At 63.5% G+C, this 20145-nt stretch carries 19 protein-coding genes and 1 riboswitch; of the genes, 9 read left to right on the top strand and 10 right to left on the bottom strand.

Translation table 11 applies throughout. From position 1 onward, the window contains the following. Positions 1-208: 208 nt before the first annotated feature. From fba to tkt, 6 genes are all read right to left on the bottom strand, one after another. A complete protein-coding gene (gene fba / locus QSV36_RS18390; protein WP_170033124.1) occupies positions 209-1273 on the bottom strand; it encodes a class II fructose-bisphosphate aldolase in 1065 nt (354 codons plus the stop codon). 100 nt (positions 1274-1373) lie between these two features. Then, positions 1374-1703 carry an MliC family protein gene (locus QSV36_RS18385; protein WP_170033126.1) on the bottom strand — a complete coding sequence of 110 codons (330 nt, stop codon included), beginning with the start codon at positions 1701-1703 and terminating at the stop codon, positions 1374-1376. A 78-nt stretch (positions 1704-1781) separates the two neighbouring features. Further along, positions 1782-2033 (bottom strand): hypothetical protein, encoded by a 252-nt coding sequence (locus QSV36_RS18380; RefSeq protein WP_289133650.1) that lies wholly within the window; start codon positions 2031-2033, stop codon positions 1782-1784. Continuing rightward, positions 2033-3196 (bottom strand): phosphoglycerate kinase, encoded by a 1164-nt coding sequence (locus tag QSV36_RS18375; RefSeq protein WP_289133649.1) that lies wholly within the window; start codon positions 3194-3196, stop codon positions 2033-2035. Before QSV36_RS18375 ends, QSV36_RS18380 begins: the two co-directional genes overlap by 1 nt. A 12-nt stretch (positions 3197-3208) precedes the next feature. Further along, the gene (gene epd, locus QSV36_RS18370) at positions 3209-4270 is read right to left on the bottom strand and encodes an erythrose-4-phosphate dehydrogenase (RefSeq protein ID WP_289133648.1); all 1062 of its coding nucleotides are present in this window, start codon (positions 4268-4270) and stop codon (positions 3209-3211) included. Between the two features lie 150 nt (positions 4271-4420). Beyond that, positions 4421-6418, bottom strand: a complete 1998-nt coding sequence (gene tkt / locus QSV36_RS18365) for a transketolase (RefSeq protein ID WP_289133647.1) — start codon at positions 6416-6418, stop codon at positions 4421-4423. A gap of 228 nt (positions 6419-6646) precedes the next feature. Between tkt and QSV36_RS18360 the strand changes: the two genes are divergently transcribed. The 4 genes from QSV36_RS18360 to QSV36_RS18345 all read left to right on the top strand — a co-directional run bounded on the left by QSV36_RS18360 (position 6647) and on the right by QSV36_RS18345 (position 11220). Then, the gene (locus QSV36_RS18360) at positions 6647-7639 is read left to right on the top strand and encodes an ArsR/SmtB family transcription factor (protein ID WP_289133646.1); all 993 of its coding nucleotides are present in this window, start codon (positions 6647-6649) and stop codon (positions 7637-7639) included. 18 nt (positions 7640-7657) lie between these two features. After that, complete coding sequence (gene metK, locus QSV36_RS18355; protein ID WP_289133645.1) at positions 7658-8848, top strand: methionine adenosyltransferase; 1191 nt, start codon at positions 7658-7660, stop codon at positions 8846-8848. 146 nt (positions 8849-8994) lie between these two features. Beyond that, entirely contained in the window at positions 8995-10695 is a 1701-nt protein-coding gene (gene ligB, locus QSV36_RS18350; protein ID WP_289133644.1) for an NAD-dependent DNA ligase LigB, read from the top strand. Between the two features lie 132 nt (positions 10696-10827). Next, positions 10828-11220 carry a DUF1090 domain-containing protein gene (locus QSV36_RS18345; protein ID WP_225779500.1) on the top strand — a complete coding sequence of 131 codons (393 nt, stop codon included), beginning with the start codon at positions 10828-10830 and terminating at the stop codon, positions 11218-11220. 18 nt (positions 11221-11238) lie between these two features. Here QSV36_RS18345 and QSV36_RS18340 read toward each other — a convergent pair whose 3' ends face one another. Continuing rightward, positions 11239-11697, bottom strand: coding sequence for a c-type cytochrome (locus tag QSV36_RS18340; RefSeq protein WP_289133643.1), 459 nt, complete (start codon positions 11695-11697; stop codon positions 11239-11241). 118 nt (positions 11698-11815) lie between these two features. Here QSV36_RS18340 and mltA point away from each other — a divergent pair, with 118 nt between their 5' ends. Beyond that, positions 11816-12967 (top strand): murein transglycosylase A, encoded by a 1152-nt coding sequence (gene mltA, locus QSV36_RS18335; protein WP_289133642.1) that lies wholly within the window; start codon positions 11816-11818, stop codon positions 12965-12967. Positions 12968-13083: 116 nt separating this feature from the next. Here the strand turns inward: mltA and QSV36_RS18330 are convergent, their stop codons facing one another. Next, positions 13084-13470, bottom strand: a complete 387-nt coding sequence (locus QSV36_RS18330) for an MAPEG family protein (protein WP_289133641.1) — start codon at positions 13468-13470, stop codon at positions 13084-13086. Between the two features lie 28 nt (positions 13471-13498). Further along, on the bottom strand, positions 13499-14332 hold the full coding sequence (locus QSV36_RS18325) for an EamA family transporter (protein ID WP_289133640.1): 834 nt from the start codon (positions 14330-14332) through the stop codon (positions 13499-13501). 256 nt (positions 14333-14588) lie between these two features. On the opposite strand from QSV36_RS18325, the gene QSV36_RS18320 reads away from it, so the two are divergent. Further along, positions 14589-15824, top strand: coding sequence for a cation:proton antiporter (locus tag QSV36_RS18320; RefSeq protein WP_170033152.1), 1236 nt, complete (start codon positions 14589-14591; stop codon positions 15822-15824). Positions 15825-15857: 33 nt separating this feature from the next. Here the strand turns inward: QSV36_RS18320 and QSV36_RS18315 are convergent, their stop codons facing one another. Next, positions 15858-16259: an acyl-CoA thioesterase gene (locus QSV36_RS18315; protein ID WP_009399312.1), complete on the bottom strand. Its 402-nt coding sequence runs from the start codon at positions 16257-16259 to the stop codon at positions 15858-15860. A 178-nt stretch (positions 16260-16437) separates the two neighbouring features. Then, a riboswitch (S-adenosyl-L-homocysteine riboswitch) is annotated at positions 16438-16534 on the top strand. Positions 16535-16554: 20 nt separating this feature from the next. Here QSV36_RS18315 and ahcY point away from each other — a divergent pair. From ahcY to QSV36_RS18300, 3 genes are all read left to right on the top strand, one after another. Next, positions 16555-17964, top strand: coding sequence for an adenosylhomocysteinase (gene ahcY, locus QSV36_RS18310; RefSeq protein ID WP_289133639.1), 1410 nt, complete (start codon positions 16555-16557; stop codon positions 17962-17964). Positions 17965-18122: 158 nt separating this feature from the next. Next, positions 18123-18968, top strand: a complete 846-nt coding sequence (metF, locus tag QSV36_RS18305) for a methylenetetrahydrofolate reductase [NAD(P)H] (RefSeq protein ID WP_289133638.1) — start codon at positions 18123-18125, stop codon at positions 18966-18968. Between the two features lie 92 nt (positions 18969-19060). After that, entirely contained in the window at positions 19061-20128 is a 1068-nt protein-coding gene (locus tag QSV36_RS18300) for a hypothetical protein (RefSeq protein WP_289133637.1), read from the top strand. Positions 20129-20145: the final 17 nt, after the last annotated feature.

Genomic DNA, 20145 nt, shown 5'->3' with positions numbered 1-20145 from the left:
ACTTGGATCCATTAGTACTCTAGCTCTGAGCGAATAACACGCAATGCAATCAGAACGCTATCAGCGACCCAACTGTAACGTAGCCGACTAACGGTCGGTTCTCCGGGCCTCCGTGCTGCTGATCTACAGGCCTGCATGAGCAGCAGTTTTTCTGAAACCCGAAAACGAAAAACCCGCATTTCTGCGGGTCTTCCGTGTTGCCAGTCGATCAGTTGACCTTGGCGGCCAGCTCGCCCTTGGCATAGCGCTGGAACATGCCTTCCAGGGAGATCGGCTTGATCTTCGAGGCATTGCCGGCGGTGCCGAAGGCTTCGTAGCGGGCGATGCACACGTCACGCATCGCCTTCACGGTTTCGGCAAAGAACTTGCGTGGGTCGAACTCGCTCGGGTGCATGGCCATGTGGCGGCGGATGGCGCCGGTGGAGGCAAGACGCAGGTCGGTGTCGATGTTCACCTTGCGCACACCGTACTTGATGCCTTCGACGATTTCCTCGACCGGCACACCGTAGGTTTCCTTGATGTCGCCGCCGTACTGGTTGATGATCGCCAGCCACTCTTGCGGTACCGAGGACGAACCGTGCATCACCAGGTGGGTATTGGGGATGCGCTTGTGGATTTCCTTGATGCGGTCGATAGCCAGCACGTCACCGGTTGGCGGCTTGGTGAACTTGTAGGCACCGTGGCTGGTACCGATGGCGATCGCCAGGGCGTCGACCTGGGTCTTCTTGACGAAGTCCGCAGCCTCTTCCGGGTCGGTCAGCATCTGGCTGTGGTCCAGCACGCCTTCGGCGCCAATGCCGTCTTCTTCACCGGCCATGCCGGTTTCCAGCGAACCCAGGCAGCCCAGCTCGCCTTCTACCGAAACACCGCAGGCGTGAGCCATGGCAACGGTCTGCTGGGTAACGCGCACGTTGTACTCGTAGTCGGTCGGGGTCTTGCCGTCTTCGCCCAGCGAACCGTCCATCATCACCGAGCTGAAGCCCAGCTGGATCGAACGCTGGCAGACGTCAGGGCTGGTGCCGTGGTCCTGGTGCATGCACACCGGGATGTGCGGGAATTCTTCGATGGCCGCCAGGATCAGGTGACGCAGGAACGGCGCGCCGGCGTATTTGCGGGCACCGGCCGAGGCCTGGACGATCACCGGGGAGTCGGTCTTGTCGGCCGCTTCCATGATGGCGCGCATCTGCTCGAGGTTGTTGACGTTGAAAGCTGGAACGCCGTAACCGAACTCGGCGGCGTGGTCCAGCATCTGGCGCATGCTAATGAGTGCCATGGTGTATCTCTCTCCCGACAAGCGTCGTTTGTTTCGTGCAAGCCTGCCGCAGGGGCGGTTGCTGTTCAAGTAGTGTGGGCCGCCCTCGCGGCCCGGCCAGTCACGGTGCCTTGCAGCCCCGCCCAATCAGATCGTTGGTTGCCACCCAGTACACCAGGCCCTCTTCGCCCTTGGTATGGAAGGCCAGCATGCCATCGCTGTACAGCGCACCCGATGCACCGGGCTCGGCCTTGAGGCGGTAGACCTGGTCACCGCCCCCCAGGCGCACATCAACCTGGTCACGTTGCGCATCGGCGAAGCGCCACAGCACTTCAGCCTGGCTGTCGCAGACCCAACGGGTCCAGTCATCCGCCGGGGCGGGTTGCGCCGGCTGCAGCAGCGAGCATCCTGCCAGTGTCGCCAGGGCCGTCACGGCCAAAAGCGCTTTCATTCAGCTTCCTCGATTCGGGGCCGCACCGCGGCCCCTTTTCAAGACCACAAATCAGCCTTCAGGTTGCCTGTCACCCGATCAAGGGCAACCCGGCGCCTTGCGCTGGTGGTCTTCGTCGTACTTTTCCAGGCCTTCCGGGCCCACGCGCTTGCTGATGACCGGCACAGTCTCGGCTTGCCATTCGGACTGGTAACAGCCGCCCTTTGGCGGCTGCCCCGGTTCGACATCCGAGGCCGGGCTGCCAGCGCAGGCGCTCAGCAGGCCAACCAGCATCATCACAGGCAATTGCTTGACCATCAGGCCACTCCCTTTGCCAGGCGCCGACGTCATCAGGCCTTGGCCCGTTCTTCCAGAATGGCCACGGCCGGCAGGACCTTGCCCTCGACGAATTCGAGGAAGGCACCACCACCGGTAGAAATGTAGGAGATATCGGCGCCAACGCCATACTTGTCGATCGCCGCCAGGGTGTCACCGCCGCCGGCGATGGAGAACGCCGCGCTATCGGCGATGGCCTTGGCCAGCACCTTGGTGCCGTTGCCGAACTGGTCGAACTCGAACACACCGACCGGGCCGTTCCACAGGATGGTTTTCGACGACTTCAGCAGCTCGGCGAAATTGGCGGCGGTTTGCGGGCCGATGTCCAGGATCATGTCGTCAGCGGCAACGTCGGCAATGGCCTTGACGGTGGCTTCGGCGCTTTCGGCAAATTCCTTGGCAACTACCACGTCGACCGGCAGAGGCACGCTGACCTTGGCAGCGATGGCCTTGGCCGTGTCGACCAGGTCGGGCTCGTACAGCGACTTGCCCACCGGGTGGCCAGCAGCGGCGAGGAAGGTGTTGGCGATGCCACCGCCGACGATCAGCTGGTCGCAGACTGCGCTCAGGCTGTTCAGCACGTCCAGCTTGGTGGACACCTTGGAACCGGCAACGATGGCGGCCATCGGCTTGGCCGGGGCTTTCAGGGCCTTGCCCAGAGCATCCAGCTCGGCAGCCAGCAGCGGGCCGGCAGCAGCGACCTTGGCGAACTTGGCAACACCGTGGGTCGAGCCTTCGGCGCGGTGGGCGGTACCGAAAGCGTCCATGACGAACACGTCGCACAGGTCGGCGTACTTCTGCGCCAGCTCGTCGGCGTTCTTTTTCTCGCCCTTGTTGAAACGCACGTTCTCGAACAGCACCAGGGAGCCGGCCTGGACCTCGACACCATCGAGGTAGTCGGCAACCAGCGGCACTTCACGGCCCAAGGCCTTGCTCAGGTAGTCGGCAACTGGCTTGAGGCTGTTCTCGGCCGAAAATTCACCTTCGGTCGGACGGCCCAGGTGCGAGCAGACCATTACCGCCGCGCCCTTCTCCAGGGCCAGCTTGATGGTCGGCAGCGCTGCCAGGATACGCGCGTCGCTGGCTACCACACCGTCCTTCACAGGCACGTTGAGGTCTTCGCGGATCAGTACGCGTTTACCTTGCAGGTCGAGGTCGGTCATCTTCAACACGGTCATGAATGCAGTCCTTCAGGGCTGTTTGTTGCGGGTGGGGTGGACGACGTGCAGATAGTGTTCGGCAACGTCGAGCATACGGTTGGCAAACCCCCATTCGTTGTCGAACCAGGCCAGCAGGTTCACCAGGCGTGGGCCGGCAACACGGGTCTGGCTGGCATCGACGATCGCCGAATGCGGGTCGTGGTTGAAATCACAGCTGGCATGCGGCAACTCGGTGTAGGCCAGCAAGCCTTTCAGCGGGCCTTCCAGCGCCGCCTCGCGCAACACCTGGTTGACTTCGGCCGCACTGGTATCGCGGGCAGTCTGCAGGGTGATGTCCAGGCACGAGACGTTGACGGTCGGTACGCGTACCGCTTTGGCCTGGATTCGCCCGGCAAGTTCCGGGAGCAGGCGTTCGATGCCACGCGCCAGACCAGTGGACACCGGGATCACCGACTGGAAGGCCGAGCGCGTGCGGCGCAGGTCTTCGTGGTGATAGGCGTCGATTACCGGCTGGTCGTTCATCGCCGAGTGGATGGTGGTGATCTGCACGTACTCGATACCGAACGCCTGGTCCAGCACGCGCAGCAGCGGCACGCCGCAGTTGGTGGTGCACGAGGCGTTGGACACCAGCCGCTCACGGCCGGTCAGGCAGGCCTGGTTGATACCGTAGACCACCGTGGCGTCGACGTCGGCCTCGCTGGCCATCGGCTGCGAGAACAGCACCCGCGGTGCACCGGCGTCGAGGAAGCGCTGGCCATCGGCGCGGGTGTGGTAGGCGCCGGAGCACTCCAGCACCAGGTCGATGTTCAGGGCCGCCCAGTCGATGCCTTCAGGGGTGGCACTGCGCATCACCTTCACGCAGTCGCCATTGATATGCAGACAGTCGCCATCGACCTTCACCTCGCCGGGAAAACGCCCGTGGGTAGAGTCGAAGCGTGTCAGGTATTCCAGGCTGGCCTGGTCGGCCAGGTCGTTCAGCGCGACGATCTCGAAACCGGCCTTCGCCCCCCGCTCGAACAGCGCGCGCAGGACACAGCGGCCGATACGGCCATAACCGTTGAGTGCAACTTTGTAGGGACGCGGGTGGGACATAGGTAGCTCTTGAACTCCGGCAGTTGAACGGGGCCGCTGCGCAGCCCATTCGCGGCACAAGGCCGCTCCTACAGGGGACGGCATACGCAATACCCTGTGGGAGCGGCCTTGTGCCGCGAACGAGGGCCAAAGGCCCTCGCCTTCCTTGTATCAGTCTTCCAGCAGCTCTTCGGCAGTACCGAGGATGTTCTCCACGGTGAAGCCGAACTCTTCGAACAGAGCCGAAGCCGGCGCCGACTCACCGTAGGTGGTCATGCCGATGACGCGGCCTTCCAGGCCAACATACTTGTACCAGAAGTCGGCATGAGCAGCTTCGATGGCAATGCGCGCACCCACTTCCAGCGGCAATACCGACTGCTTGTAGGCAGCATCCTGGGCATCGAACACGCTGGTGCACGGCATGGAAACCACACGCACCTTGCGGCCTTGCTCGGTCAGCTTGTCGAACGCCTGAACCGCCAGGCCCACTTCCGAACCGGTGGCGATCAGGATCAGCTCAGGCTCGCCGGCGCAGTCCTTGAGCACGTAGCCGCCACGGCTGATGTCGGCGATCTGCTGGGCGTCACGTGCCTGGTGCTGCAGGTTCTGGCGCGAGAAGATCAAGGCCGAAGGGCCGTCCTTGCGCTCCAGGGCGTATTTCCAGGACACGGCGGATTCCACCGCGTCGGCCGGGCGCCAGGTGTCCAGGTTCGGCGTGCTGCGCAGGCTGGTCAGCTGCTCGATCGGCTGGTGGGTCGGACCGTCTTCGCCCAGGCCGATGGAGTCGTGGGTATAGACGTGGATCACGCGCTGCTTCATCAGCGCCGACATGCGCACAGCGTTGCGGGCGTATTCCATGAACATCAGGAAGGTCGCGCCATAAGGCACCAGGCCACCGTGCAGGGCAACGCCGTTCATGATGGCGGTCATGCCGAACTCGCGCACACCGTAGAACACGTAGTTGCCGCTGGCATCGTTGGCTTCGACACCCTTGCAGCCCTTCCACAGGGTCAGGTTGGAGCCGGCCAGGTCGGCCGAACCGCCGAGGAATTCGGGCAGCAGCGGGCCGAAGGCGTTCAGGGCGTTCTGGCTGGCCTTGCGGCTGGCGATGGTTTCGCCCTTGGCCGCCACTTCGTTGATGTAGGCCTGGGCCTTCTCGCTGAAATCGGCCGGCAGCTCGCCAGCAGCACGGCGCTGGAACTCGGCAGCCAGCTCTGGATAGGCCTTGGCATAGGCTTCGAAACGCTGGTTCCACTCGGCTTCGGCCTTGGCACCGGCGGCCTTGGCATCCCACTCGGCGTAGATGTCGGCGGGGATCTCGAACGGGCCGTGGTTCCAGTTCAGCTCTTTGCGCGCCAGGGCGATTTCGTCGTTGCCCAGCGGCGCGCCGTGGCAGTCTTCCTTGCCCTGCTTGTTCGGCGAGCCGAAACCGATGATGGTCTTGCAGCAGATCAGGGTCGGGCGATCGCTCTTGCGAGCGGTCTCGATGGCAGTCCTGATCTCGTCGGCGTCATGGCCGTCGACATTGCGGATTACCTGCCAGTTGTACGCCTCGAAGCGCGCCGGGGTGTTATCGGTGAACCAGCCGTGCACTTCGCCGTCGATGGAGATGCCGTTGTCGTCGTAGAACGCGATCAGCTTGTTCAAGCCCAGGGTGCCGGCCAGCGAGGCGACCTCGTGGGAAATACCTTCCATCATGCAGCCGTCGCCGAGGAACACGTAGGTGTTGTGGTCGACGATGGTGTGGCCATCACGGTTGAACTGGGCCGCCAGCACTTTTTCCGCCAGGGCGAAGCCCACGGCGTTGGCGATGCCCTGGCCGAGCGGGCCGGTGGTGGTCTCGACGCCTGGGGTGTAGCCGTATTCCGGGTGGCCCGGGGTGCGGCTGTGCAGCTGGCGGAAGGCCTTGAGGTCATCGATCGACAGGTCGTAGCCGGTCAGGTGCAGCAGCGAGTAGATCAGCATCGAACCGTGGCCGTTGGACAGCACGAAGCGGTCGCGGTCGACGAATTTCGGGTTGCTCGGGTTGTGCTTCAGATAGTCGCGCCAAAGCACTTCGGCGATATCCGCCATGCCCATGGGGGCACCTGGGTGGCCGCTGTTGGCCTTTTGCACGGCATCCATGCTGAGGGCACGAATGGCGTTGGCACGTTCACGACGGCTGGGCATCGCTGATCTCCTGGGGGTTTGAATAGGTGGTGTCACGAAAAAAGGCGGCCATTTTCGCCCACTGGGGGGGCTTGGGGCAATGACGTATGGTCGCAGTCGGGGGATTTTCCTGCGATTGGCTTTCAAATCGGGGCAAAACCGGGCAAACCGTCCCGCTCATCACCCAATATCAAAACTTTTTGATATTGCCCTTGCTAGGGCAACGATGCCTGTCTAGACTGCCGCCCCATGAACCTGCGTGCGCAATCGATCCCCGAGCAATGCGAAGCATTGGCTGCCTTGTGCAAAGCCAGTGGCGACGCGTTGCGCCTGAACGTGTTGCGCGCCCTGGCCAATGACTCGTTCGGCGTGCTGGAACTGGCGCAGATCTTCGACGTTGGCCAATCGGGCATGAGCCACCACCTGAAGGTGCTGGCCCAGGCCGAGCTGGTCGCCACCCGCCGCGAAGGCAACGCCATCTTCTACCGCCGTGCCCTGCCCGACAGCTTGCGCCTGGGCGGCAGGCTGCATGCGGCACTGCTCGAAGAGGTCGACGACCTGGCCTTGCCGCCTGAGGTACAAGCTCGCATCGCCCAGGTGCAGCAACGACGTGCCGCCACCAGCCAGGATTTCTTCCTGCGCGTGGAAGAGAAGTTTCGCGCCCAGCAGGACCTGATCGCCGGCCTGCCGCAGTACCGCGAAAGCCTGCTGGCGCTGCTCGACAAGCTGAATTTCGACCCGACCGCCAGTGCCCTGGAGGTCGGCCCCGGTGACGGCGGCTTCCTGCCGGACCTGGCCCGGCGCTTCGCCCGGGTCACCGCGCTGGATAACAGCCCGACCATGCTCGAACTGGCACGCCAGGTCTGCGAACGTGAGCGTCTGGGTAATGTAAACCTGCAGTTGGCCGATGCACTGGGTGCAACGGATGTGGAAGCCGACTGCGTTGTGCTGAACATGGTCCTGCACCATTTCAGCGATCCGGCCCTGGCCCTGCGCCAGCTGGCCAAACGGGTGAAGGCAGGCGGCAGCCTGCTGGTCACCGAACTGTGCAGCCATGACCAGGGCTGGGCGCGGGAAGCCTGCGGCGACCTCTGGCTCGGTTTTGAACAGGACGACCTGGCCCGTTGGGCCACGGCAGCCGGGCTGGCCCCGGGGGACAGCCTGTACGTGGGCTTGCGTAACGGTTTCCAGATCCAGGTCCGCCATTTTCAGCGGACGGCTGGCGACATACACCATCGGTAAATTTCAGGAACCTTCGAGATGAGCGAATACTCCCTTTTCACCTCCGAGTCCGTGTCCGAAGGGCATCCGGACAAGATCGCCGACCAGATTTCGGACGCCGTCCTTGATGCCATCATCGCCCAGGACAAATACGCCCGCGTCGCCTGCGAAACCCTGGTCAAGACCGGTGTCGCCATCATCGCCGGCGAAGTCACCACTTCGGCCTGGGTCGACCTGGAAGACCTGGTGCGCAAGGTCATCATCGACATCGGCTACAACAGCTCCGACGTTGGTTTCGATGGCGCCACCTGCGCCGTGATGAACATCATCGGCAAGCAGTCGGTGGACATCGCCCAGGGCGTGGACCGCTCCAAGCCGGAAGACCAGGGTGCCGGTGACCAGGGCCTGATGTTCGGCTATGCCAGCAACGAAACCGAAGTGCTGATGCCGGCGCCGATCTGCTTCTCGCACCGCCTGGTCGAGCGCCAGGCCGAAGCGCGCAAGTCCGGCCTGCTGCCCTGGCTGCGCCCGGACGCCAAGTCGCAGGTCACCTGCCGTTACGAAAACGGCAAGGTGGTCGGCATCGACGCCGTGGTGCTGTCGACCCAGCACAACCCTGAGGTTTCGCAGAAAGACCTGCAGGAAGCGGTGATGGAGCTGATCGTCAAGCACACCCTGCCTGCCGAACTGCTGCACAAAGGCACCCAGTACCACATCAACCCGACCGGCAACTTCATCATCGGTGGCCCGGTAGGTGACTGCGGCCTGACCGGGCGCAAGATCATCGTCGATTCCTACGGCGGCATGGCCCGCCATGGTGGTGGCGCGTTCTCCGGCAAGGACCCGTCCAAGGTCGACCGTTCCGCCGCCTACGCTGGCCGCTACGTGGCCAAGAACATCGTCGCCGCCGGCCTGGCCGAACGTTGCGAGATCCAGGTTTCCTACGCTATCGGCGTGGCCCAGCCAACCTCCATCTCGATCAATACCTTCGGTACCGGCAAGGTTTCCGACGACAAGATCATCCAGCTGGTGCGCGAATGCTTCGACCTGCGTCCGTACGCCATCACCACCATGCTCGACCTGCTGCACCCGATGTACCAGGAAACCGCCGCCTACGGCCACTTCGGCCGCGAGCCGCAGCAGAAGACCGTCGGCGACGACACCTTCACCACCTTCACCTGGGAGCGTACCGACCGCGCCCAGTCGCTGCGTGACGCTGCCGACCTGTAACTTTTCCTGCAGCGCTCGATGAAAGCCCCTGCCGAGTGTTCGGCAGGGGCTTTTTCGTGACATATCGCCTGACAAACCCTGTATGGCACCGCGCACTTCACCTGCCTAGGCTGAGGGCTCCCACACGCCATGCAAGGATGCTGGCCATGCCACTCATGCTGTTGTTCGCCCTGCTGTTGATACTCCAGGCCCCGCTGACGCGGGCCGGCCAATGCCCGGGCTGGAGCCCGCAGCAAGCTGCCGCTGAAACCGCCCAGTTGCGTACCACGCTCGCCCGCTGGGATGACCACTACCATCGCCAGGGCGTTGCGCTGGTGCCAGATGAGTTATACGACCAGAGCCGCCAGCGCCTGACACACCTGCAGCAGTGCTTTGGCCTGGCGACCATCGCGGCGCCCTTGGCCAGTGCCCGCGGGCCGGTCCCCCACCCGATACCGCATACCGGGGTCGACAAGCTGGCCGACCAGCCGGCCGTGGTGCGCTGGCTGGCCGGCAAGCGCGGGGTCTGGGTGCAGCCCAAGGTCGATGGCGTAGCCGTCTCCCTGGTCTATCGGCAGGGCCGTCTGGTGCAATTGATCAGCCGCGGCGACGGGGTGCAAGGGCATGACTGGAGCCGCCACATCCCGCGGTTGGGTGCAATCACCCGGCAGTTGCACCAGCCCCTGGACCTGCTGTTGCACGGCGAACTGTATTGGCGCCTGGACGCGCACGTACAAGCCCGGGCAGGCAGCGCCAACGCCCGCGGTACAGTGGCTGGGCTGCTGGCGCGCAAGGTGTTGGGCAATGAACAGGGCAATGGCATCGGCCTGTTCGTCTGGGACTGGCCTCAAGGCCCCGCGCAACAGGCCGAGCGTCTTGCGCAGCTGGCGCAACTGGGCTTTCCCGAAGGCCAGGACTACAGCGTCGCCATCGATACAGCGGAGGACGCAGCCCGATGGCGCGAGCATTGGTACCGCACCGCCCTGCCTTTCGCCAGCGACGGCGTGATCCTGCGCCTGGGCAGTCGGCCGCCCGGCGAGCGCTGGCAGGCCCGGGCACCCTACTGGATTGCAGCCTGGAAGTACCCCTTCACACAGGCGTTGGCGGAAGTCCGCGAGGTCCGCTTCCGTATCGGCCGTACCGGCAAGGTCACGCCGGTGCTGCAGCTCCTTCCGGTGACTCTCGATGACCGGCGGATCACCCAGGTAAGCCTGGGCTCGCTGGCACGCTGGCAGGGCCTCGATATCCGTCCCGGCGACCAGGTGGCCGTGAGCCTTGCCGGGCTTACCATCCCGCGCCTGGAGCAGGTGCTGCACCGCGCCGTCGAGCGTCAGCCGGTCACCGCGCCAGCGCCCGGCCAGTACCACGTCCACAGTTGCTGGCAGGCCGCTGTCGGCTGTGAGGAGCAGTTCGTGGCCCGCCTCTCCTGGCTCAGTGGTAAACAGGGGCTGGCGCTGCCGCGCGTCGGCCCTGGCACCTGGCGCCGGCTGGTGGCAGCCGGGCTGGTGACCTCAATGACCGACTGGCTGCACCTGGATGCCGAACGCCTGGGCCAGGTCAGGGGAATCAGCGACATCACTGCGGCGCAGTTGCTGGACAGCTTCCAACAAGCCCGCTCGCGGCCATTTGCCCAATGGCTGCGCGGGCTAGGCGTGCCGACCCCAGCAGGTGTGCAGCTGGCAGGCGACTGGCCGGACCTGGCCGCGCGCGCAGCCGTCGAGTGGCAAGCCTTGCCCGGTATCGGCGCAAAGCGCGGGCAACAGCTTGTGGAGTTTTTCACCAACCTTGAGGTTCAAGCCATCGCCAACCAGCTCGGCATGGCCGGCATCGAAGGGTTTCGAGTCGACAGCCAGCACACCAGGCAATGATTTTTTACCAATTTACTTGCAGGGAAACTCCTCGAATCAAGCGGAAAGGCCCGACAAGGGTTTCTAAATGAGCAAAACCAAGGCAGGATTTCCCCCAACTTTTGCTGCCCCGCCCCGTCAAGGAGGCTTTTCATGAAACGTATTTCGACCCTTTTCCTGCTCGCGACACTCGGCCTGGCTGCCGGCGCCGTACAGGCTGCCCAACCGGATGCCGGCCTGACCGGTTGCGCCGCCAAGCGCAGCGCCATCGAAAACCAGTTGAAGATTGCCCGTGACCAGGGCAACGCCGGGCAGGTCTCAGGGCTGGAAGAGGCGCTGCGTGGGGTCGACAACTGCACCGATGCCAGCCTGCGCAAGGAACGCGAGCAGAAAGTGCTCGAAGCTCGTCACGAGGTGGCGCAGCGGGAGAAGGACCTGAAGAAGGCCGAGAAGAAAGGCGATTCCGAGAAGATCAACAAGCGCAAGGACAAGCTGGCCGAGTCGCGCAAGGAGCTGCAGGAAGCGGTGGAAGACCTGGACCGCTAAAGCCAGCAGCAACCGCGGTCAATGATTACGAAATTCGCTATGGCAGGCCTTGCACGCCGCTTCGACTTTGTCCATCGGCGCCTTCAGCCGGGCAGCGTCAAGTGGCTGACTGCGGGTAGCATCGACCAGTTCGCCAGTGACCTCTTCCAGCTGCCGGGCCAGATCATGAAAGCGGGCCTGGCGCTCCCAGACCTCGGCGCGCGCACTGCTATCGCCACCATCACGTGCCGATGGAAAGTGCTGCCAGGGCTGGTGCGAAAGGTTGTCGAGCTTCAGCGCACCGTCGGCAAACTTCACCCCGTCGAACGGCAGCCGGCCACGCAGCATGCCGCCCAGGTCTTCGCTGGTCCTGAGCATGTCCTTGAAGATCACCTTACGCTTGCCCAGCGGCGAGTTCGGGTCAACCCGCTCGCAACCACTCAAGGCACCGCCCAAGGCCACTGCAGCCAGCAGAACAACGGTCACTCGCTTCAACATCACGCTCACTTCGGCCTACGCAAATGGGCGGCCAGTATCGCCGTCCACGGGCCAAAGACCAATAGCCACATAAAAAACAAGGGCGAATATTCATCTTCGCCGCGACAGGAATACACACATGAAATCAGCCCTGCGCCATCTGGCCTGGACGCTCCCGGTGCTGGCTCTGCTGGCCGGCTGCAACGGCGGCGAGAACGCCCGGCCGGAGCCACACGCCATTGCCACCTACGTCCCGACCACCTGGAAGGACCTGCCGGCTGTCAGTGACGAAGACCTGCTGGCCGGCTTCTATGCCTGGCGCAACGGCTGCGAGAAGCTCAAGCGCGACCCGGTGTGGGCCGCTACCTGCGAAGCCGCCGGCAGTGCCACGGCCAGCGCTGCCCAGGTGCGCACCTTCCTGGAGCAGAACCTGGAGGTATATGGCCTGCGTTCCGCCGAGAACAACGCCCATGGGCTGATTACCGGCTACTACGAACCGGTCTACCCCGGCAGCCTCAAGCCGTCGGCAAGCAACCATGTGCCGGTCTACGGCATTCCCGATGACATGATCGTGGTCGACTTGGCCAGCGTGTACCCCGAGCTCAAGGGCAAACGCCTGCGCGGGCGCCTCGACGGGCGCGTGCTCAAGCCTTACGACACCGCCGAGGTCATCAACCGCGACGGCGTCAAGGCCCCGGTGCTGGCCTGGCTGACCGACCCTATGGACCTGCAGTTCTTGCAGGTGCAGGGTTCCGGCAGGGTGCAACTGGAAGACGGCCGCCAGCTGCGCCTGGGGTACGCCGACCAGAACGGCCATCCGTACCGGCCGATCGGGCGCTGGCTGGTGGAACAAGGCCAGCTGAAAAAGGAAGAAGTGAGCATGGGTGCCATCCACGCCTGGGCCCAGGCCAACCCGCAGCGCGTGCCGGAGCTGCTTGCCAGCAACCCCAGCTATGTGTTCTTCAGCACCCGCCCGGACAGCAACGAAGGCCCGCGCGGTTCGCTGAACGTACCGCTGACCGCCGGATACAGCGTAGCCATCGACCGCAAGGTGATTCCGCTGGGCAGTCTGCTGTGGCTGTCCACCACCCGCCCGGACGGAACCCCGGTAGTACGCCCAGTGGGCGCCCAGGATACGGGAGGAGCGATTACGGGCGAGGTGCGGGCCGACCTGTTCTGGGGCACCGGGCCGGAGGCCGGGGAACTGGCCGGAAACATGAAGCAGCAAGGGCAGATCTGGATGCTGTGGCCCAAGGGCAAGCCGCTGCCTGAGGTGCCCAAGGTACCCTGAAGGTCAAGCGAGCCCTGTGGGGGCGGGTTTACTCGCTAGCAAGACCACGCGGTGCATGACATCGGCTTCGCCGGTGTTCGCGGCTGAAGCCGCCCCCACAGGGACTACGGCAGTTCTCAGATGGAAACCACGAAAAACGCCACGATCATCGCCATCCCGGCAAACCACACCAGCGAGCGCAGCACGGCCCAGTCCGCCAGGTAGCAGATGATGTAAAGCAAGCGGCTGGTGATGTACATCACCCCCAGCACATCCTGGGTTACCTGTTCGGCATTGCCGACGATATCGGCCACCAGCACCGCCGCGGCAAAGGCCGGAAAGGCTTCGTAACTGTTCTGCTGGGCGGCATGGGCGCGGCGTGGCAGGCCGGAAAGCGTATCCAGGAAAGCACGCGGATCGTGGTTGTCTCTCAGGCCGAAACGGCCACTGCTCGCCTTGGCGATCAGCGCGCACAGCGGCGGCAGGACCAGCGCGATCAGAATGCACCACAGGGCAACGGTCATAGGCAGGACTCCTTGTTCAGTCTTCGGGTCAAAGCTTCATTATCAACATGCCGGCCAACACCAGCCCGCAAGCTAGGAGTCTGGGCCCGCCAAAAGGTTCTTTGAGGTAGCGCATGCCCAGTAGTACCACCAGGATAACGCTCAATTCCCGCAATGCTGCCGCCTCAGCCACCGACCCCAGGTGCATCGCCCACAGCACCAGGGCGTAACTGAGCAGGACGCACAGCCCTACCGCCAACCCCAGGCGCCACTGCAGGCGCCAGAACAACACGAACGGCGCACGTCGCGCCACGCTGGCAAGCAATGGAAAGGGCCAGGCGCTGAGCAAGGTCAGCCACACCAGGTAGTCCCAGGGTTTGCCCCACAGTCGCACGGCCTGGCCGTCAAACCAGGTGTAGCAGCCGATGCACAGGCCGATCAGGGCAACCACCGGCAGCATCGACCAGGGTAGCCGCTCACCGCCACCGCCCTGCCACAACAGGCAGGCCATGCCGCAAGGGATCAGCAGGATGCCAATGATCTGCTGCTGGCTCAGCGATTCGCCGGCAAAGGCCAGGGTCAATGCCAGCACTACCAGGGGCGACAGCCCGCGCATCAGCGGGTAGACCAGCCCCAGATCGCCGACGCGATAGGCCTGGATCAGCAGGAAGCGGTACAACTGCTCGGCCAACGCCGAAGCCAGCAGCCAAGGCCAGACGCTGGTCGGCGGCACCTCGACGAAGGCCACGGCAAGCACCGCGAAGGCCAGCGCCACCGTGTCCATGCTGGCGATCACCAGCAGGCGCTCACCACTGAATTTGATCAGGGTATTCCAGGTCGCATGCAGCAGGGCGGCGATCAGTACCAGGGAAGTTGCCAGCACACCGTTGGGTCCTTTGACGTTTTCGAGGGATGAATATATAGCGTTGGGGGGCGGGTTGCCTGGGATGTGTTCGCCGATGGCGGTTCAGCGCCTGTGGGATCGAGCGCTGCCATGATTGCGCCCGCCAGCTGTAAACACCCGGAACGCTTCCAGCAATTCTGGTCAAATCCTGTGCCCCGAAGCCCTCGTCAGATCATCAAAGAACTGCCCGAGCCATTCGGGTTATGACTTGGAAGCCACTACTACAGGATTCGGGATGCTTGAACTAGTTGCCGCGTTTATCTGCCTCACCACCCTCCTCACCTATGTGAATTACCGTTTCATCGGCCTGCCCCCCGCCATTGGCGTGATGGTTACGGCGCTGCTGTTCTCCCTGATGTTGCAAGGCCTGAGCCTGATCGGTTTCCCCGGCCTGGAAGCACGCGTCGAAGGGCTGATGAACCAGATCGACTTCAACGACCTGCTGATGCACTGGATGCTGGCATTCCTGCTGTTCGCCGGCGCCTTGCACGTCAACCTCGCCGACCTGCGCAGCTACCGTTGGCCGATCGGCCTGCTGGCCACCGTCGGCGTGCTGATCGCCACCGTGGTCATCGGTTACCTGTCGCACTGGGTGTTCGCCCTGTTCGGCTGGCAGGTGCCGCTGATCTACTGCCTGTTGTTCGGTGCCCTGATTTCGCCCACCGACCCGATCGCCGTGCTTGGCGCGCTGCGTACCGCCAATGCCTCCAAGCCGCTCAAAACCACCATTGTCGGCGAATCGCTGTTCAACGATGGCACCGCAGTGGTGGTCTTCACCGTGCTGCTCGGCATCATCCGCCTGGGCGAAACCCCGAGCATGACCGACACGGCGATCCTGTTCGCCCGCGAGGCCATCGGCGGGGTAGTGTTCGGTGGCCTGATCGGCTACGCCACCTACCGCATGATCAAGAGCGTCGAGCAGTACCAGGTGGAAGTGATGCTGACCCTGGCGTTGGTCATCGGTGGCTCGGCCATGTGCTATGAACTGCACGTTTCGGCGCCGATCGCCATGGTGGTGGCCGGCCTGATCATCGGCAACCTGGGGCGCAACCTGGCAATGAATGACATGACCCGCCGCTACATGGACGGTTTCTGGGAACTGATCGACGACATGCTCAATGCCCTGCTGTTCGCGCTGATCGGCCTGGAGCTGTTACTGCTGCCGTTCAACTGGCTGCACCTGGCAGCCGGTGGCGTGCTGGCCCTGGCGGTGCTGCTGTCGCGGCTGCTGACCGTGGCCCCGGCGATCGTCTTGCTGCGGCGCTGGCGCCCGGTGCCCAAGGGCACGGTACGGGTGCTGACCTGGGGTGGCCTGCGCGGCGGGGTGTCGGTGGCCCTGGCGCTGTCGCTGCCTTTGGGCGAGGAACGTGACCTGCTGCTGTCGATCACCTACATCGTGGTGCTGTCGTCGATCCTGGTGCAGGGTTTGAGCATTGGCCGGGTGGTGCGCAAGGTCAGCGCCCAGCCATGAGGCTTTCGGGGCTGCGTTGCAGCCCCGAAATCGTCATTCCACCGCCGAATCCGGGAACTGGTCCTGGATGTATTTGATCTCGGTGCGCCCGTGGGGCGCTGGCAGCCCGTCTTCGCCCAAGTTGACGAAGACCATCTTGTCGACCGTGAGAATGGCCTTGCGGGTGATCTTGTTACGCACTTCGCACTTGAGGGTGATCGAGGTGCGGCCGAACTCGGTGGCGGTGATGCCCAGCTCGATGATGTCGCCCTGGCGCGAGGCACTGACGAAGTTGATTTCCGATATGTACTTGGTCACCACGCGCTGGTTGCCCAGCTGGACAATGGCGTATATCGCCGCCTCTTCATCGATCCAGCGCAACAGGCTGCCACCGAACAGCGTGCCATTGGGGTTGAGGTCTTCGGGTTTAACCCACTTGCGGGTGTGAAAGTTCATCTGTACTCCTGACCTGCTTGGCTACGGTGTAGCAATGATGGCAGAGCGGCCGGTGTCGCTCCATTGAACATCGACTATCGTCGCGATTAATCGACAGAAAACCTTGGGCAAGCCGGCGGTCACGGCTATAATCTCCGCCGCTTCACATGGTTGCCCACAGCGGTGCCATGCCCGCCACCTGTCCGAGGGGCGCTGCAGCAGGCTAGGCCTGTCAGGCTCGGATGGGGCGTTGTCCGCTCCCGCGGACGCTCAACGCACAACGGCGCCCATTCGCACACTACGAATGGAGGCTCTCATGAGCGCTGCAAACATGCCTGCTGGTTTTACCGATTACAAAGTCGCCGACATCTCCCTGGCCGCCTGGGGCCGTCGCGAAACCATCATCGCCGAATCGGAAATGCCTGCACTGATGGGCCTGCGCCGCAAGTACCTGGCCGAGCAACCGCTCAAGGGTGCGAAAATCCTGGGCTGCATCCACATGACCATCCAGACCGCCGTGCTGATCGAAACCCTGGTCGCCCTGGGTGCCGAAGTGCGCTGGTCGTCGTGCAACATCTTCTCCACCCAGGACCAGGCCGCCGCGTCCATCGCCGCCGCCGGTATCCCGGTATTCGCCTGGAAAGGTGAAACCGAGCAAGAGTACGAGTGGTGCCTGGAGCAGACCATCCTCAAGGATGGCCAGCCATGGGACGCCAACATGGTCCTCGACGACGGTGGCGACCTGACCGAACTGCTGCACAAGAAGTACCCGCAGGTACTGGAGCGCGTGCACGGCATCACCGAAGAAACCACCACCGGCGTGCACCGCCTGCTGGACATGCTGGCCAAGGGCGAGCTGAAAGTCCCGGCGATCAACGTCAACGACTCGGTCACCAAGAGCAAGAACGACAACAAGTACGGCTGCCGTCACAGCCTGAACGACGCCATCAAGCGGGGTACCGACCACCTGCTGTCGGGCAAGCAGGCCCTGGTGATCGGCTACGGTGACGTGGGCAAGGGCTCGGCCCAGTCCCTGCGCCAGGAAGGCATGATCGTCAAGGTCACCGAGGTCGACCCGATCTGCGCCATGCAAGCCTGCATGGACGGCTTCGAAGTGGTTTCGCCGTTCATCGACGGGATCAACAACGGCACCGAAGCCAGCATCGACAAGGCCCTGCTGGGCAAGATCGACCTGATCGTGACCACCACCGGTAACGTCAACGTCTGCGACGCCAACATGCTCAAGGCCCTGAAGAAGCGCGCCGTGGTCTGCAACATCGGTCACTTCGACAACGAGATCGACACCGCCTTCATGCGCAAGAACTGGGCCTGGGAAGAGGTCAAGCCGCAGGTGCACAAGATCCACCGCACCGGCGCCGGCAGCTTCGACCCACAGAACGACGACTACCTGATCCTGCTGGCCGAAGGCCGCCTGGTCAACCTGGGTAACGCCACCGGTCACCCAAGCCGCATCATGGACGGCTCGTTCGCCAACCAGGTACTGGCGCAGATCTTCCTGTTCCAGCAGAAGTTCGCCGACCTGTCGGCCGAAAAGAAAGCCGAACGCCTGACCGTTGAAGTGCTGCCGAAGAAACTCGATGAAGAAGTTGCCCTGGAAATGGTCCGCGGCTTCGGCGGCGTGGTCACCCAGCTGACCCAGCAGCAGGCCGACTACATCGGTGTCACCGTGGAAGGCCCGTTCAAGCCGGACGCCTACCGCTACTAAGCGGCAAGTTTCAGGCGGCAGGCAGGTGCAGACCGCGCCGATGCCGCTTGAAGCCCAGGCGCAAACTTCTTGAACGATGCCCAAGCCAGATCGGCCATCACCGATCTGGCTTCTATTTGCAGCTTGCCGCTTGCAGCTGGCTGCCAGAGGAACGTCCGATGTCCCAGGAACGCCGCTACAGTTTCGAGTTCTTCCCGACCAAGACCGATGCCGGCCACGAAAAGCTGATGGGCGTCGCCCGCCAGTTGGCCGCCTACAATCCGGATTTCTTCTCCTGCACCTACGGTGCCGGTGGCTCGACCCGCGACCGCACGCTGAACACCGTGCTGCAGCTGGAAAGCGAAGTGAAGGTACCTGCCGCACCGCACCTGTCGTGCGTGGGCGACACCAAGGCTGAACTGCGCGGCCTGCTGGCCGAGTACAAGGCCGCAGGCATCAAGCGTATCGTCGCCCTGCGTGGCGACCTGCCATCGGGCATGGGCATGGCCAGTGGCGAATTGCGCTACGCCAGCGACCTGGTCGAGTTCATCCGCCAGGAAAGCGCTGACCACTTCCACCTGGAAGTGGCTGCCTACCCCGAGATGCATCCACAGGCGCGCAACTTCGAGGCCGACCTGGCCAATTTCGTGCACAAGGTCAAGGCCGGCGCCGACAGCGCCATCACCCAGTACTTCTTCAACGCCGACAGCTACTTCTATTTCGTCGAGCGTACACAGAAACTGGGCGTGGATATCCCGGTGGTGCCCGGCATCATGCCGATCACCAACTACAGCAAGCTGGCACGCTTCTCCGACGCCTGTGGCGCCGAAATCCCGCGCTGGATCCGCAAGCAACTGGAAGCCTATGCCGACGACACCGCCAGCATCCAGGCCTTCGGCGAAGAAGTGATCACCCGCATGTGCGAACAACTGCTGCAAGGCGGCGCACCGGGCCTGCACTTCTATACCTTGAACCAGGCCGAACCGAGCCTGGCCATCTGGAACAATCTGAAGCTGCCACGCTGAAATTTTTTGCAAAATCTGTTTAAGATCCGATTAAGGCTTTGGTCATAGACTAAAGCCTTATTCATTTTCGGGTTACACAGGTCTTGCCTGCCATGCAGCACTCGCATCCACAGCTCGTCTACCTGGCTTTTGGCCCGGCGACCTACCACCAAGAAGCCTGCTTCAGCATCGTCAGCGCCCTGACCCATCTGGACTCGGCAGCAGGCGAAGCCATGGACATCCAGGTCTACACCGACAATCCGCAACCCTATGCCGGCCTGCCGGTCACCGTGCACGTGCTGGACGAAGCGACGCGCCAGGCATGGAACGCCCCTCACGGGTATCACTTCCGCAGCAAGCATGTGCTGCTGCGCCAAGTGCTGCAGCAACACCCACTGGCAGTGCTGATCGACACCGACACGTTCTTCCGCAAGTCGCCGCTGGAACTGTTCGCCCGGGTAGCCCCAGGGCGTCTGCTGTGCAATGCCATCGGCGCACGCTATGGCAGCAACCAGAAATGCCTGCTGTACAAGAACCTGCTGGCCATTCTCGAGTCCCGTGGCCTTGCCGATTGCCAGATGCCACTGGTCAACTCTGGGGTTATCGGACTCACGGCGCAGGACGCAGGCACCCTGGACCGCTCCATCGCCATGATGGACGAGTTCCATCCGCTGGCTCGCGAGGCCTATACCCTCGAGGAATTCTGCCTGGCAGTGGCGGCCTACCGCACGCTGGAGCTGGCCGAATGCACCGACGTCATCCACCACTACTGGAGCCGCAAGGCGCAGTTCCGCGCCAAGATCCAGGCCTGGCTGCGCAAGCATGGCCATGACCCGCTGAGCGACGCCGCGCTGGCTGACGTGCACCTGGTCAATGACCAGCTGCCACGGCCACCGGCCCTGCAACGCCTGGGCTACAAGGCACTGAGCATGACCCTGCCCAGCCACGAACGCCAGTTCGCCCGCGAGTTGCTGTATGGCTGCTACCCCTACCCCAACGAGTTCGACCGCGCCTGCGCACCGGCCTGGTGGGACAAGGCCCTGGAGAACCTCAATGCGCGTAATGGCCACATGCAGCCCGAGCAACTGCGCCAGTGCCTGCGCCACCCTGGGTTGCGCCTGACACTGGGCGAGCGACGCAAGGACATCGAGGCGCATCTGCTGCGGTCTTCGCAGGGCTGAAGTGCCTGCCGGAGCGG

The organism is Pseudomonas sp. BCRC 81390 (assembly GCF_030341915.1).
In the GTDB taxonomy this organism is placed as follows: domain Bacteria; phylum Pseudomonadota; class Gammaproteobacteria; order Pseudomonadales; family Pseudomonadaceae; genus Aquipseudomonas.
The sequence above is the reverse complement of the archived record's forward strand: the minus strand, read 5'-3'. Positions and strand labels throughout refer to the sequence as shown.

What these genes read in the sequence shown, in the direction of transcription:
- ligB (WP_289133644.1), top strand. Translation starts at nt 8,995, where the DNA reads ATGCCACTCATGCTGTTGTTCGCCCTGCTGTTGATACTCCAGGCCCCG.
- ahcY (WP_289133639.1), top strand. Translation starts at nt 16,555, where the DNA reads ATGAGCGCTGCAAACATGCCTGCTGGTTTTACCGATTACAAAGTCGCC.
- metF (WP_289133638.1), top strand. Translation starts at nt 18,123, where the DNA reads ATGTCCCAGGAACGCCGCTACAGTTTCGAGTTCTTCCCGACCAAGACC.
- metK (WP_289133645.1), top strand. Translation starts at nt 7,658, where the DNA reads ATGAGCGAATACTCCCTTTTCACCTCCGAGTCCGTGTCCGAAGGGCAT.
- QSV36_RS18300 (WP_289133637.1), top strand. Translation starts at nt 19,061, where the DNA reads ATGCAGCACTCGCATCCACAGCTCGTCTACCTGGCTTTTGGCCCGGCG.
- QSV36_RS18380 (WP_289133650.1), bottom strand. Translation starts at nt 2,033, where the DNA reads ATGACGTCGGCGCCTGGCAAAGGGAGTGGCCTGATGGTCAAGCAATTG.
- QSV36_RS18385 (WP_170033126.1), bottom strand. Translation starts at nt 1,703, where the DNA reads ATGAAAGCGCTTTTGGCCGTGACGGCCCTGGCGACACTGGCAGGATGC.
- mltA (WP_289133642.1), top strand. Translation starts at nt 11,816, where the DNA reads ATGAAATCAGCCCTGCGCCATCTGGCCTGGACGCTCCCGGTGCTGGCT.
- QSV36_RS18340 (WP_289133643.1), bottom strand. Translation starts at nt 11,697, where the DNA reads ATGTTGAAGCGAGTGACCGTTGTTCTGCTGGCTGCAGTGGCCTTGGGC.
- QSV36_RS18315 (WP_009399312.1), bottom strand. Translation starts at nt 16,259, where the DNA reads ATGAACTTTCACACCCGCAAGTGGGTTAAACCCGAAGACCTCAACCCC.
- fba (WP_170033124.1), bottom strand. Translation starts at nt 1,273, where the DNA reads ATGGCACTCATTAGCATGCGCCAGATGCTGGACCACGCCGCCGAGTTC.
- QSV36_RS18375 (WP_289133649.1), bottom strand. Translation starts at nt 3,196, where the DNA reads ATGACCGTGTTGAAGATGACCGACCTCGACCTGCAAGGTAAACGCGTA.
- tkt (WP_289133647.1), bottom strand. Translation starts at nt 6,418, where the DNA reads ATGCCCAGCCGTCGTGAACGTGCCAACGCCATTCGTGCCCTCAGCATG.
- QSV36_RS18360 (WP_289133646.1), top strand. Translation starts at nt 6,647, where the DNA reads ATGAACCTGCGTGCGCAATCGATCCCCGAGCAATGCGAAGCATTGGCT.
- QSV36_RS18320 (WP_170033152.1), top strand. Translation starts at nt 14,589, where the DNA reads ATGCTTGAACTAGTTGCCGCGTTTATCTGCCTCACCACCCTCCTCACC.
- epd (WP_289133648.1), bottom strand. Translation starts at nt 4,270, where the DNA reads ATGTCCCACCCGCGTCCCTACAAAGTTGCACTCAACGGTTATGGCCGT.
- QSV36_RS18345 (WP_225779500.1), top strand. Translation starts at nt 10,828, where the DNA reads ATGAAACGTATTTCGACCCTTTTCCTGCTCGCGACACTCGGCCTGGCT.
- QSV36_RS18330 (WP_289133641.1), bottom strand. Translation starts at nt 13,470, where the DNA reads ATGACCGTTGCCCTGTGGTGCATTCTGATCGCGCTGGTCCTGCCGCCG.